General features: G+C 36.9%; 10 protein-coding genes and 1 pseudogene. 8 read left to right on the forward strand and 3 right to left on the reverse strand.

From position 1 onward, the window contains the following. The first annotated feature begins 119 nt into the window (after positions 1-119). The 5 genes from ABJI11_RS16680 (at position 120) to ABJI11_RS16700 (ending at position 5,833) form a co-directional block, all read left to right on the forward strand. Positions 120-1,226, forward strand: a complete 1,107-nt coding sequence (locus ABJI11_RS16680) for a histidinol-phosphate transaminase (protein WP_348354760.1) — start codon at positions 120-122, stop codon at positions 1,224-1,226. 64 nt (positions 1,227-1,290) lie between these two features. After that, entirely contained in the window at positions 1,291-2,421 is a 1,131-nt protein-coding gene (gene hppD, locus ABJI11_RS16685) for a 4-hydroxyphenylpyruvate dioxygenase (RefSeq protein WP_348354763.1), read from the forward strand. A 75-nt stretch (positions 2,422-2,496) separates the two neighbouring features. Next, positions 2,497-3,657 carry a homogentisate 1,2-dioxygenase gene (locus ABJI11_RS16690; protein ID WP_348354766.1) on the forward strand — a complete coding sequence of 387 codons (1,161 nt, stop codon included), beginning with the start codon at positions 2,497-2,499 and terminating at the stop codon, positions 3,655-3,657. Between the two features lie 12 nt (positions 3,658-3,669). Further along, entirely contained in the window at positions 3,670-4,905 is a 1,236-nt protein-coding gene (gene fahA / locus ABJI11_RS16695) for a fumarylacetoacetase (RefSeq protein ID WP_348354769.1), read from the forward strand. A 31-nt stretch (positions 4,906-4,936) separates the two neighbouring features. Then, the gene (locus tag ABJI11_RS16700) at positions 4,937-5,833 is read left to right on the forward strand and encodes a flavin reductase family protein (RefSeq protein ID WP_348354771.1); all 897 of its coding nucleotides are present in this window, start codon (positions 4,937-4,939) and stop codon (positions 5,831-5,833) included. Between the two features lie 2 nt (positions 5,834-5,835). On the opposite strand, the gene ABJI11_RS16705 is transcribed toward ABJI11_RS16700, so the two are convergent. Then, on the reverse strand, positions 5,836-6,378 hold the full coding sequence (locus tag ABJI11_RS16705) for a DUF4287 domain-containing protein (protein WP_348354774.1): 543 nt from the start codon (positions 6,376-6,378) through the stop codon (positions 5,836-5,838). A 227-nt stretch (positions 6,379-6,605) separates the two neighbouring features. Here ABJI11_RS16705 and ABJI11_RS16710 point away from each other — a divergent pair, with 227 nt between their 5' ends. From ABJI11_RS16710 to ABJI11_RS16720, 3 genes are read left to right on the forward strand one after another with little or no spacing between them, the layout of a single operon-like run. Next, on the forward strand, positions 6,606-9,929 hold the full coding sequence (locus ABJI11_RS16710) for a transglutaminase family protein (protein ID WP_348354777.1): 3,324 nt from the start codon (positions 6,606-6,608) through the stop codon (positions 9,927-9,929). 11 nt (positions 9,930-9,940) lie between these two features. After that, a complete protein-coding gene (locus tag ABJI11_RS16715; RefSeq protein WP_348354780.1) occupies positions 9,941-12,502 on the forward strand; it encodes a circularly permuted type 2 ATP-grasp protein in 2,562 nt (853 codons plus the stop codon). Between the two features lie 2 nt (positions 12,503-12,504). After that, on the forward strand, positions 12,505-13,395 hold the full coding sequence (locus ABJI11_RS16720) for a transglutaminase family protein (protein WP_348354783.1): 891 nt from the start codon (positions 12,505-12,507) through the stop codon (positions 13,393-13,395). A 197-nt stretch (positions 13,396-13,592) separates the two neighbouring features. On the opposite strand, the gene ABJI11_RS16725 is transcribed toward ABJI11_RS16720, so the two are convergent. Together ABJI11_RS16725 and ABJI11_RS16730 are read right to left on the reverse strand one after the other, a co-directional pair. Then, positions 13,593-14,258, reverse strand: coding sequence for a response regulator (locus ABJI11_RS16725; RefSeq protein ID WP_348354786.1), 666 nt, complete (start codon positions 14,256-14,258; stop codon positions 13,593-13,595). Between the two features lie 3 nt (positions 14,259-14,261). Then, a pseudogene (locus ABJI11_RS16730) lies at positions 14,262-15,027 on the reverse strand (ATP-binding protein); the annotation flags it as partial.

Consider the following 15,027-nt stretch of genomic DNA (forward strand, 5'->3'; position numbering starts at 1 on the left):
ATCCAAATGTTATTACTCCAAATGTAAAGGAGTTTATCGTTAAAATTGTTGTTCATGCAACAATATTCGAAAAAAATTGTATTTTTACTACAGATAAAATGGTCCAAACTCAAAGGAATATGCAACTAGGTTTTAAGAAATATATATTAGAGGATAGTACTTATAAGGGTGGAGGTAAGAAAATTGTAATGCCAGATGGTATTACTGTACACAAGCTTTCATCTAATGAAAATCCGTTAGGGTACTCGCCAAAAGTAAAAGAAGCGCTGGCAAATACGTTAGATGATTTGAGTTTCTATCCAGATAATACGGATATAAGGTTACGTGAAGCTTTGGTAAAAGACTTTGACGAAGCCTTGGTTGCTGACAATTTTATTACTGCTAATAGTGGTTCAGAAATAATAGATATGATATCTAAAGCATTTTTGAACGAAAATGATGAGGTAATTGTTAGTCAGCCGTGCTTTTTGCCCTACACTGCTTTTACCCGTTGGATGGGTGCAAAGGCAATCAACGTTCCCATGACCGAGAATTACGACTATAATTTAGATGGTATTCTTGAAGCAATTACAGATAAAACAAAGTTGGTATTTCTTGCATCGCCTAATAACCCGTCAGGAAATTATATTCCCATGGCAGACTTAAGAAACTTTATTGAAAAATTACCTGAGCATGTAGTATTGGTTTTAGATGAAGTATATAGACATTTTGCCGAAGCTGAAGATTATACATCGGGTTTACCTTTTGTAGTGGAGGGTAAAAATGTAATAGCGATTAATAGCTTTTCTAAAACATACGGTTTAGCCGGTCTTAGGGTTGGGTATTGCTATGCGCCTTTGGAAATTAGCGGCTATATGCGTAGAATTTGCAAGCCTTTCTTGTTATCTACAATGGCTTTAGAAGGGGCTATAGCTGCATTGGAAGATGTTGATTTTGTAAATAAGACCGTAGCATTGGTAAAAGAAGAAAGAAGGTTTGTTTTGAACGGACTTGATGCTTTACAGATTAAATACTGGCCTGCGCAAGGTAATTTTGTACTAATAGACCCGCCGATCAATGATATGGAGTTTACTTCATTTTTAGAACAACGTGGTATTATGGTGCGCCCTGTAGGTAATTTTGGAGCTCCGGGAAAGGTGAGAATATCCTTTGGGGTGAGAGAAGCAAATAAAGCACTTTTGGCAGCGCTAGAAGTATTGATGAAAAGCCAAGCCACAACAGCATAAAAAATTTTAATATATATGTTGCAGAAGCAACAATAAACGAAATAAAATTATTAAACCCAGAACTATGTCAACAACAACAGTAGCACAAAACGATCACAAAGAGGCGCAAGATTTTATGCCTATCAACGGTACAGATTATTTAGAGCTTTATGTAAGTAATTCTAAACAAGCGGCACATTATTACAAAACAGCATTCGGTTTTAAATCTTTAGCATATAAAGGTTTGGAGACCGGCAGTAGAGATTTTGAATCTTATGTGGTAGAGCAAGATAAAATTAGGTTGGTATTGACGTCACCGTTAAAAAGTGGTACAGATGTAGGTAGGCATATAGATAAACATGGCGACGGTGTAAAAATTACGGCTCTTTGGGTTGATGATGCTACTTACGCTTATGAAGAGGCTATGAAAAGAGGTGCCAAAAGTTATATGGAACCTGTTACCGAAGAAGATGAATTTGGTAAAGTAGTGCGTTCAGGTATTTATTCTTACGGTGAAGTAGGTCATATTTTCGTAGAAAGAAAAGACTATAACGGTACATTTTTACCGGGATACCAAAAATGGGAAAGTGATTATCAACCAACTTCTACAGGTTTGAAGTTTGTAGATCATATGGTAGGTAATGTTGAAGAAGGCAGAATGAACTATTGGGTAGATTTTTATGCCAATGTTATGGGCTTTAAGCAAATCATGTCTTTTGACGATAAAGATATTTCTACAGATTATACGGCTTTAATGAGTAAAGTAATGAGTAATGGAAATGGTCGTATCAAATTCCCGATTAATGAGCCGGCACCAGGTATGAAAAAATCTCAGGTAGATGAGTATTTAGAGTTCTATGAGGGTGAAGGAGTTCAACATATTGCAGTTGCTACCGATGATATTGTAAAAACAGTATCTGATTTAAAAAGTAGAGGTGTTGAGTTTTTGACGATACCAACGACATACTATGATGTATTGACAGAAAGAGTTGGTGAGATTGATGAAGATATAGACTCTTTAAGAAAGCTAGGTATTTTAGTAGATCGTGATGATGAAGGGTATTTATTGCAAATTTTCACCAAAACGGTACAAGCAAGACCAACAATGTTCTTTGAAATCATTCAACGTAAAGGAGCTACTTCTTTTGGAAAAGGAAATTTCAAAGCTTTGTTTGAAGCTATTGAGCGTGAGCAAGAATTAAGAGGAACTTTATAAGTTCAACAAATTTCTTAAGCATTTAAGAATAGCGTATTTTTAAAAGTAGAGTACTAACTAGATTAACGAACGTATATGCCTATATATCATAAACAGGGAGCGTTGCCACCTAAAAGGCATACGCAATTTAGAAAACCAAATGGCGAATTGTATTCAGAGCAATTGTTTGGTACTATTGGTTTTGACGGTATGTCCTCTTTACTATATCACTTTAACAGGCCAACAATGGTTAAGGAGATATTGAAGAGCACAGATGTTTCGCCAAAAATTGCCTTAGAGAAGAATATACGTTCGTTAAAACTAGTGAGCTTTAATACGGCACCTAAAGATGATTTTTTAGATGCCCGTGAACCACTTTTGGTCAATAGTGATATAATTATTGGGGTAGCTGCACCACGAAAGTCGTTACGAGAATATTTTTATAAGAATACCGATGCCGATGAAATGTTGTTCATTCATAAAGGTACAGGTACGCTAAGAACTATTTTTGGGCAAATTAAGTTTGAGTATGGTGATTATCTAATAATACCAAGAGGAACCATTTATCAGATAGATTTTGATGGTGAGGACAATCGTATTTTGTTCGCTGAATCATATTCGCCCATTTATACTCCAAAAAGATACAGAAATTGGTTTGGGCAGTTATTGGAGCATTCTCCTTTTTGTGAGCGCGATTATAAGTTACCGGAGAATTTAGAAACTTTTACAGATACCAATGAACATTTAATAAAAGTGAAGAAGCAAGGGGTCATACATGATATGGTCTATGTAGGTAATCCTTTTGATGTTGTAGGTTGGGATGGGTATAACTTCCCGTACGGATTCTCAATTCACAATTTTGAGCCAATTACTGGTAGAATTCACCAACCGCCACCGGTGCATCAAACTTTTGAAACAAATGCCTTTGTCATCTGTTCTTTTGTACCAAGGTTGTATGACTATCATCCGCAGTCCATACCGGCACCTTACAATCACTCTAACATAGATTCTGATGAGATGCTGTATTATGTAGACGGTGATTTTATGAGCAGAAACGGAGTGCAGCCAGGTAATATTTCATTGCATCCCGCAGGTATACCTCATGGTCCGCATCCAGGAGCTGCAGAAAGAAGTATAGGTCAAAAAGGGTCAGAAGAATTGGCGGTAATGATAGATACTTTTAAGCCACTAATGATTACCGAGAATGCTTTAAAATTAGATGACGGAGATTATTACAAATCTTGGTTGGATAAATAAAATAATACACACTTGACAACATTAAATACGTGGGTCTCAGTACCTGAAAATTCAGATTTTTCTATCTATAATCTCCCTTTTGGCATCTTCTCTAAAAATACGGAAGCACCAAAAGCAGGAATTGCCATTGGTGAACAGATTGTAGATTTAGCATTAGTGTCAGAGTTAGGTTTGTTAGATGTAGATACTGGCTATTTTAAGAAATCTACCTTGAACGATTTTATAGCTTTAGGTAAGAATATTACGAACAAGGTACGTTTAGATATTCAGAAATTATTGGTGATAGAGAATTCACCATTGAAAAATCACCCAGAAGTTTTTGTGTTGCAGAAAGATGCTACAATGCATTTACCCGTTCACGTAGGTGATTATACAGATTTTTATTCCAGTATAGAACATGCTACCAATGTGGGTAAAATGTTTCGTGATCCTGAGAATGCTTTATTACCAAATTGGAGACATATTCCTGTGGGGTATCATGGTCGTGCATCATCTATTGTGGTGAGTGGCACTGAGATTAGAAGACCAATGGGGCAGGTGAAAACTAATGATATGAAAGCACCGGTTTTTCAAGCATCTGATCGGTTAGATTTTGAATTGGAAATGGGTTTCGTAGTTGGTAAGAGTACTGAATTAGGTGAACGTGTTTCAACTAAAAATGCCGCTGAACATATTTTTGGCTTGGTTTTGTTCAATGACTGGTCTGCTCGCGATATACAGAAATGGGAATACGTGCCGTTAGGACCGTTTTTAGGAAAAAGCTTTGCATCATCTATGTCACCGTGGATTGTTACGTTAGAAGCCTTAGAACCATTTAAGGTTAAAGGTCCGGAACAAGAACCAGAAGTGCTTTCGTATTTAGAGTACGAGGGAGATAGAAATTATGAGATACAATTAGAAGTAGCAATGTCTACTTCAACTTCAGAAGATACCGTTATTAGCAAATCTAATTTCAAATATATGTATTGGAATATGATGCAGCAATTGGCACACCATACCGTAAACGGTTGCAATATCAATGTAGGCGATTTAATGGCATCGGGCACCATTTCTGGAAAAGACGAAAGTTCATATGGATCGTTGTTGGAAATCTCTTGGGGCGGTAAAAAACCTTTTGAATTAAAGGATGGAAGCAAACGTACTTTTATAGAAAACAATGATACGGTAACAATGCGAGGGTTCGCAGAAAAAGAAGGTAAAAGAGTAGGTTTTGGAGAAGTAACGGGAACCATTTTACCGAGTAAATAAAACAACACAATTCACGATATAAGTTTATAGCATGTCACATAACGAAGAAATCAATTCTATAGATCCAAATAGTATTTCTCAACAAGAACTACATGGGTATTTATTATCTGCCGTAGCACCAAGACCCATTTGTTTTGCTAGTACTGTTGATAAAGACGGGAATGTAAATTTGAGTCCGTTTAGTTATTTTAATCTATTCAGTGTAAATCCGCCAATGATGGTTTTTTCACCTTCTAGAAGAGGTCGTGATAATACAACTAAGCATACTTTAGAGAATGTGTTAGCGGTAAAAGAAACGGTAATCAATATTGTGAATTATGACATGGTAGAGCAAATGTCATTGTCAAGTACCGAGTATGGCGACGGCGTAAATGAATTTGTAAAAGCAGGTTTTACGCAAATACCAAGTGATAAGGTTCAGCCGCCAAGAGTAGGTGAGGCACCGGTTGCTTTTGAGTGTATAGTAGATCAAGTAATTGCATTGGGTGACGGACCTGGGGCTGGGAATTTGGTGCTGGCCAAAGTGGTTCAGATTCACGTAAAGAAAGCCTTTTTAGATACTGAGGGAAAATTAGATACTCCCAAGTTAGATTTAGTAGCCCGTATGGGGGGCAATTGGTATTGTAGGGCTAATGGCGATGCTTTATTTGAAATCCCTAAACCAATCCGTACAAAAGGAATCGGCGTAGATATGTTCCCGGAAGTAGTACAGAACAGTACGGTTTTAACAGGTAACAATTTAGGTAGGTTAGGTAATTTGGAACAACTGCCAACCAAAGAAGCTATAGTTGCGATTGCAGAACACGCTGAGGTAAAAGCAATTTTAAATGGAGATAAAAGTATTACAGCTTTGCATAAACTAGCACAACAGTGGTTGGCAGATGGTAAAACTGCAGATGCTTTGGCATTGCTACATTTGGGGGTTTAGCATTACTCCGCTTTCTCATATGCCTCCTTCAACCAATTGGTCAGTTCCTCATCAACTTGACTAGTATCTGTAAGTTGTACTCGGTGCGTACACATACTGCCAAAAGGTCCGGAAGATTCTAGTCGGTCTATGGTTGGTTTATCTTTTATTTTGAGTCCTAGGTCTATTCTGGTTTTGGTAGCGGGTTTGATTAAAGCGAATTGCTTTTTGCGAATAATGCTTACAGTGGTTTTCTTTGGGGTAACGGTAACATCATCGCCAAATGTCTTCATTACTTTTAAAAGGGCTTCGTAAATTGGGATTAGGTTTTCCTTGCCTTTATATTGTTGATTGACCAAATCTGTAGGTGAATTGTTTTCCTCTTTGGATAAAGTGACTATGGTATTTGCAAACCCATGAGTAACACCATGTTCTTTCTTTAAATAATTGACACCTTCTGAATGTTTAGCAAACGATTTTGTTTTCAGAATTGATTTCCATTCACTTAAAGACTTGCCGGTTTTCTCTGGCATATTATCAATCATGGTTTGTAGTGCCTTTTCCATTTTCTTAGGTTTGGTTGAACACATCAATTTACAAAAATTAAAAAATCATGCTTCTTTTCTTTTTAATACATCCGCAGAAAAACAAGAATTACGTCTTAACATTATGAATCTTTCAATAAAATACGATCCAACTTTAATATGAATAATAATTTTATGAATAACGGCTGGTAATCTCTAATTGCTAATATTAGTTGTTATATTAGGTAATACCGAAATCCCACAACCACATGGCATTAAAAGTTGCGATCAAACACAAGACAAAATATATTTATGATAGAAGCATAAATCTATCTCCTCACATATTTAGGTTAAGACCTGCGCCACATAGTAGAACACCTATTGAGGCGTATTCTATAAAAATTAAACCTGAGAATCATTTTTTCAATTGGCAACAAGATCCTTTTGGAAATTATATGGCAAGAATTGTATTTCCAGATAAGACCACAGAGCTTTCTGTAGATGTAGAAATCATTGCCGATTTAAAGACAATAAATCCGTTCGATTTTTTCGTGGAAGAATCTTGTGAAGAATTTCCTTTCAAGTATTCAGAAGAAGCAAAGAAAGAACTTTTACCTTATTTGGAAAAAGTGGAGAGTGGTCCGCTTTTAAAAAAATGGGTTTCTGAGATAGATTTAACGCCACAACGAAGTATTGATTTTTTAATAGCACTTAATAGTGCTTTGTATAATCACTTGGATTATACCTTACGTTTGGAACCTGGTGTACAAACATGCGAAGAAACTTTAAAAGCAAAATTGGGGTCTTGTAGAGATTTTGCTTGGTTATTGGTGCAGACACTTCGTCATTTAGGATTGGCGGCACGTTTTGTATCTGGGTATTTGGTACAATTAAAATCTGATGAAAAATCATTAGATGGTCCTTCTGGTCCAGAAGAAGATTTTACAGATTTACACGCATGGGCAGAAGTGTATTTGCCAGGTGCCGGTTGGATCGGTTTAGACGCAACATCCGGACTTTTTACCGGCGAGGGACATATTCCGTTGGCATGTACACCATCATATGAGAGTGCTGCTCCGGTAAGTGGTTATAGTGATTTTGCAGAAACGACTTTTGAATTTGAAAATTCGGTTACAAGAATATTTGAATCACCCCGTGTTACAAAACCATATACAGAAGAACAGTGGAACGCTATATACAATCTTGGTTTTAAAGTAGAAGAAGAATTACAGGCTAATGATGTGCGTTTAACCATGGGGGGTGAGCCTACTTTTGTTTCTATAGACGATATGGAATCTGAAGAGTGGAATACCGCAGCAGATGGTCAGCACAAAAGAGAATTGGCGAGTAAGTTATCTACAAGATTGTTAGAAGTTTTTGGTAAAGGCGGAGTTCTGCACCACGCTCAAGGTAAATGGTACCCGGGTGAGGCTTTACCTCGTTGGTTGATCGGTATTCACTGGAGAAAAGATGGAAAGCCAATTTGGAACGATCCAAGCTTATTGGCATCTTTTTCTGAGGAGTATAAAATGCCCAGGAATATTACCAAACGATTTTTAAAGACTTTAGGTGGGTATTTAGGTTGTAAGACCAATAGTGTAATACCGGCATATGAAGATGCATTTTACTTTTTATGGGAAGAGAGTAAGCTGCCCGTAGACGTTGATCCTAAAAAATATAATAAAGACGATAGCCACTTACGTAGAAAACTAGGTGAGATATTGGAAAAAGGGATTGGTGAAGCGGTAGGTCATGTGTATCCGCTGACCAAAAAGAACAATAAATGGCTAACCAATAAGTGGAAGTTCAGAAACAAACACTTGTTATTGACGCCAGGTAATTCTGCAATTGGTTTAAGGTTACCATTGGCGGCTCTGCCAAAAGATCCACCAATACCGTCAGAACCTACGGCAGAAGTAGAGTTGTTTGAAAATACACCGGACTTACCAAATACGAGCGATGCTTTAGAAAAAAGGCTTAAGCTAAAATCATCATCTCATCCAAGAAAACACCCTTATGTAAGAACAGCTATTTGTGCAGAAGTTCGTGAAAGTAAATTGTTCTTATACTTACCGCCACTAGATAGTGCTGAAGACTTTTTAGATTTGGTAGCAAGTATAGAAGCCACTGCAAAAGAACTGAAGGTTCCGGTAATTTTAGAAGGCTATGAACCGCCTAGAGATAACAGGTTAGAAGTATTGAAGGTAACTCCAGATCCGGGAGTGATAGAGGTTAATGTACATCCGGCGAAAAACTGGCAAGAACTTACCGATAATACGTTGACATTATATGCCGAAGCAAAACAAGCACGTTTAGGTACGGAAAAATTTATGTTAGATGGCAAGCACACCGGTACCGGTGGTGGTAACCATGTAACGTTGGGCGGTGTAACACCTGCCGATAGTCCGCTGTTACGTAATCCGCAGTTGTTACGAAGTCTTTTGACCTTTTGGCAACATCATCCTGGATTGTCATATTTATTTTCAGGAGCGTTTATTGGTCCAACTAGTCAAGCACCACGTGTAGATGAGGCAAGATTGGAAAATTTGTATGAACTTGAAATCGCTTTTTCTCAAATACCCGATGATAAGGAAGTCCCTTTTTGGATTACGGATAGGTTGTTTAGACACTTGTTGACAGATATTACCGGTAATACCCATAGGGCAGAATTCTGTATAGATAAATTGTATTCGCCAGATTCATCTTCTGGGCGCTTAGGTATTTTAGAGCTACGTGCTTTTGATATGCCGCCCCATGCGCAAATGAGTTTAATGCAAATGTTATTGGTGCGTACCTTAGTTTCATGGTTTTGGAAAAAACCGTACAAGCATAAATTAGTGCGTTGGGGCACAGAGTTGCACGATAAATTTTTGTTAGAGCATTATGTAAAAGAAGATATCAAGGATATTGTAGAACAGTTGAACGAAGCAGGATATCCTTTTAAATTAGACTGGTTTGATCCATTTTTTGAATTCCGTTTTCCTCTTTACGGTATGGTAGATGTTAACTCCATTCAGATGGAACTACGCATGGCCATAGAACCTTGGAATGTGCTTGGAGAAGAAATGACGGGCGGCGGTACATCACGTTATGTAGATTCTTCTTTAGAACGTGTACAGGTTAAAGTCAATAATTTCAATAACAAACGTTACACATTAACCTGTAACGGTGTAAAAATTGAATTAAGCGCTACCGGTACAAAAGGGGAATATGTAGCAGGAGTTCGTTTTAAAGCTTGGGAACCGTGGTCGGCATTGCACCCAACAATTGGTGTGGATACGCCGTTGGTTTTTGATATTGTTGATGATTGGAACGATAAGTCAATTGGTGGTTGTACCTATTTTGTGGCACACCCAGGTGGTAGATCTTATGATACCTATCCAGTTAATAGTTTAGAGGCAGAATCAAGAAGAATCAATAGATTTTGGGATATTGGTATGACACAAGATGAGGTTACTCCTACAGAATTGGTCGCTTCAACAAATTTTACGGGTAGAATGGTAGAACCTAAGAAAGGTTCAAATACATTTGCATACAAAGAGATGCCTGTAAATCCTGAATATCCACATGTGACGGATTTACGTAAGAAGTAAATGAAGAGGTAATGCCAACAACAAAAACAAACTGGTTCAATAATTATAGTACCCAACGCGGCAATGATGAAATGTATGCGTTGAACAATGGTATGAAACCCTATTGGACAAAATTATTAAAGGGTTTTGATTCTTTGGGAGTCACCGGTATAAGTGCTAGACAAAAAGATATTGACTGGTTATTGTCAGAAAATGGGGTAACCTATAATGTATACAATGACCCTAAGGGAATGCATAGACCATGGAATTTGAATGTAATTCCTTTTATGTTGCACCAAGATGAATGGACAAAAGTTGAAGAGGGATTAAAACAAAGGGCAGAACTGCTGAATTTGGTTTTAAAAGATGTCTATGGAGAACGAAAACTTATTAAAAATGGAATAGTTCCTTTTGAAGTAATTTATGGTCATCGCGGTTTTCTAAGACAATGTTCAGATATGGAGCTTCAGTTAGAGAAATATTTGTCCATATATGCAGCAGATCTTTGCCGTGGTACAGATGGACGATTATGGGTTGTAAATGACCGTACAGAAGCACCATCTGGTATGGGTTATGCATTAGAGAACAGATCAACAACAAGTAGGATTTTACCTGATATTTATGCCGATATGAAGGTTAAGCGCTTGTCAGGTTTTTTCCAAGAGTTCAATCAAATGCTTATTGATGCCGCACCTGGTAAAAAAGAAAATCCGAATATTGTTATTCTTACGCCCGGCTCTCATAACGAAACCTATTTTGAACATGCCTATATGGCTTCATTTTTAGGTTATCCTTTGGTGCAAGGAAATGATTTGGTAGTGAGGGATGGCTTTCTTTGGATGAAATCCCTACAAGGTTTAAAACAGATAGATGTTGTATTACGTAGGGTAGACGATGCTTTTACAGATCCTTTGGAACTGCGTGAAGATTCACATTTAGGTGTAGCGGGATTATTGGATGTCGTTAGAAGAAAAAATGTAGCCGTTATTAACCCGATAGGAAGCGGTGTTATTGAAAACCCTGGTTTAATACCCTTTATGCCAGCAATTGCCAAGTATTTCATGGATGAAGACTTGAAGCTACCGCAAATAGCATCTTGGTGGTGTGGGCAAGAGAAAGAAAGAAATTATGTACTTAAGAATATATCAAAATTAGTAATCAAAAGAATAGATCGCACCAATAGGGAAAGTATCTATTTTGGTGAACAAATGAGTGAAGAAGAACTAGATGATCTCATAAAAGTTATTCTAGAACGCCCGTATAGATTTGTAGCCCAAGAACGGATCAATTTTTCTACGGCACCTAATTTTAGCGAAAAAGAATTGGAACCTAGAAATGTGGTGGCCAGAGCATTTTGCATTGCTTCAAAAGAACAATATGCAATAATGCCGGGAGGTTTGGTAAGGGTAGCTCCAGATGGTGAAACGGTAAGGGTATCTAACCAAAGGGGCGGTACAAGTAAAGATTTTTGGATTTTAGATGATGCTAATCTAAAAGAAGATAAAAATAGAAATTGGCAACAAAAGTCATCTATAGCTATTTCTGGTCTGGACGATTTACCTAGTCTAACGGCAGAGAATTTATATTGGGCGGGCCGTTATGTTGGTCGTACCCTGGTTAACGCAAGATTTTTGCGAACCGTAATGCGCCAAATGGCCATAGATCAAAAAAGGGCGGAAAAACCAGATTCGGAAAAGCTCACGGTACTCTTCAAAGCTGTTACACAACTAACAGGTACATACCCAGGATTCATAGGTAAGGATGAAGACGGTAAGTTGGCAATGGACAATCCGTATGAAGAAATGTTATCGGTTATTCTAGATAAAAATAGAATAGGTAGTCTGGCACATACAATAAGTATGTTCAGTAATTCTTACTACTCCATTCGTAATCTTTGGTCTTCCGATATGTGGCGTGTGTTTGAAAATATTCAGCAAATTTGGACTTCACTTGTAGACGGTGAAGATCATTCCATAAATAAAATACTTAAGGTTTTAAATCAATTAATTACTCGCTTAATAGCTTTTATGGGGTTAATTGAAGAAAGTATCATGGTACAGCAAGGTTTGTTGCTATACTTTATTGGTTTACAATTAGAGCAAAGTACCTTGAACATTACAAAATGCAGGGCATTGTTGACCATAAAGTATGATGAGCAAGTAGAGTACGATCTGTTAGAGTATTTATTGACCAGTCATGAAAGTTTAAATATATATAGGTACAGTTACCGTTCTCATATAGAGTTGGCACATGTGTTAGATCTAGTGGTTTTTGATCTTGATTATGCCCGTTCATTGACTTTTATGATCAACCGTATTCAGAAAGATATAGCACGGTTGCCTCATTCAAAATATGACCATCAATTAAACAATTACCAAAAATATATTTTTGAGGCATTCTCTAAGTTAAGGTTGGCAGAGTCTACAAAATTAGCACAAACCAATTCTGAAACAGATTTTAAACGAGGAGAATTGGATACGCTATTAAATGAGCTTTCAGATTTGTTGTACAAAGCATCACAATGCATCTCAAATACCTATTTCAATCATACAGACAAACAGACCCAATTGTTTACTCAGTCTTTTCCTATTTGATTATGATATTCAACGTTACACATATTACAAAGTACGATTATAATGCCCCGGTCAGCTATTGTCATAATATAGCAACATTGCGTCCTAGGGAATCTAAAGGGCAAGAGTTGATATTATATAGTATTGATATTTCACCAGAACCTGCAGAAATAAGTGAGCGCAAAGACTTCTTTGGAAATTATATCACTCGTTTTTCTATACAGACAGAGCATAAGACATTGAAGGTTACCACTAAGAGTAAAATCAATAGAGAATATGCAAAGTTTCATGAATCGTTCAATAGCGATGCTTGTAAAAGCATTACCATGAACGATGCGCTTGAGGCATTGAACGGCATGCATTCAGAGATACTTGAGGCAAAGCAATATGTGTTAGAATCTATTTTTATTAAAAGAACGGATAAGGCAATTCGTGATTATGCCGAATTATCCTTTAAAGGAAATAGATCTGTTTTTGAAGCAGCTTATGAATTAATGCAACGTATTTACACCGATTTTGATTTTGATTCAGAATTCTCAACCATTTCTACACCAATAGAAGAGGTAATGAAAGAGAAGAAGGGCGTGTGTCAAGATTTTGCTCAGATTGCTATAGCTTGTATACGTTCCGTTGGGTTACCAGCAAGATATATTAGTGGGTATATAGAAACCTTGCCGGCGCCCGGTAAAGAGAAGTTAGTAGGTGCAGATGCATCTCACGCTTGGTTTGCTATTTATATACCAGGTTTTGGATGGGTAGACTTTGATCCAACAAACAATCAAATACCAAAAGACCAACATATAGTTGTGGGGTGGGGTAGAGATTATTATGATGTGCCTCCTTTAAAAGGAGTCGTGTATGGTAGTGGTCAAAGTAAACTGAATGTCGCTGTTGATATTGCTGCGGTGGTTTAAAGGAACCTATGGCTTAGATCATAAATAGGCCATTCCCACCAAATCGGTTAGTTCCCCCGAAATACCTCATCAGTAGGATGGCCATAGCATTTATGTTATAGTTTTTGACTAGTGTTTATACTTATTTTTAAGTACGGCAAACCTAATACCATTTTAAAGAACATGATTACGGTTTTCCGTAACGGTGGCTACTATCTTTAAATTAGACCTAAATCTTTTACAATTGCTACAAGGTGAATTGCATTATTGGCATTAAATTGAATGCGTAGTTTGTTTAAACGCTTTTCAATAGAACTAAGGCTTGCAGGTGAAATATTCTCTTTTCTATATAAAGCGCTTATTTCATCTTGAGATAAACCTTTGCTAAGATTATCTAATAATGAAATGTCATAATCGTTTATTTCAAGTTCATTTTCACTACTGAAGGCATTAGAAACTTCTGGCGATAAGTATTTTTCATCTTTAGCTATCTCACTTATTGCCTGAGTAAGGTTTTTAAGTCCGGTTCTACTCTTACAAACATATGCATCTATATGATGTTGATTGAAGAGCGTACGCACCGCCTGCAGTCGATCTTCGACCGAGTAGACAATTACCTTTAAGTTTGGGAATTCAGATTTTAATTTTGCAACCAACGAGTGCCCAGATGGGTAGGTTTGGGATCTGTGGTCTACTTTGAAGGAGAGATCGGATATCACCAGATCAAATGGTGCATTATCAAGATCAGCTCTCTTAATTTTTAGGTACGCATCATCACAATACTGTACTTGATCTATTTGTATGACTCCCAATTCGGTCAGTAAAGAAAACACACCTTTGTTAATGTCTTCCATATCCTCCGCAACTAAAACTTTTTTGAACATGCCTTAAATTATTATTGATGCCTTAAAGCCATCACCTTGCTTAGATTCAAAATTAATAGTTCCATTTATAGAAGCGATACGGGATTCCGTATGTTGTAGCCCATTTTTTTTAAAAAGATCACATCCAACGCCATTATCCTTATAATTTATAATCATTTTAGACCCCTTTTTTTTAAAAACTAGAGTAACGAAAGTTGCTTGGCTATGTTTTCGCATATTAGTCATGAGTTCTTGCAATACCCTGTAAATAGTAGTCTTTTTAAGTTCAGGTACGGTATTCCATGGCATTTTTGAAAGGTTTCGGGTAATTACTTTTACTTGATCGTTCTTATACCCTAGTAGTAAATCATTTAATTGTAGCCCAAAATCTTCACTAAGATCAATTGCGCTATTTTCTCTAGAAATATCTCGTGTTTTGGTGTAAATTTTTTCCATTTCGTCCAAAATAGCATTGTTGATACCTAAATTGTTCTCAAGAGAAGTCATCACTTTGTACATATCATTTGCTACTTCATCATGTACTTTTTTAGCAATTCTAGTTTCTGTTTTATAGATTTCTTCAATTTTGGCTTTGCGGTATCTGTTGCGATAGATAAAGTAAGAACCAACTAAGATTAGAAAAATGATGAATGCCAGAGCTTGGTAAGCCAGTCGTTTACGAGATTCAATTTCCTGAAGAAGAATACTAGCTTGTGTTTTCTTTTGTTCTTCGGCAACATTGTATTTTAAAAACGCATTTTTATTTTCTGCAATTTGTTTGGCATTAGCT

Origin of the sequence: Maribacter sp. (assembly GCF_039968975.1) — a bacterium.
In the GTDB taxonomy this organism is placed as follows: Bacteria; Bacteroidota; Bacteroidia; order Flavobacteriales; family Flavobacteriaceae; genus Maribacter.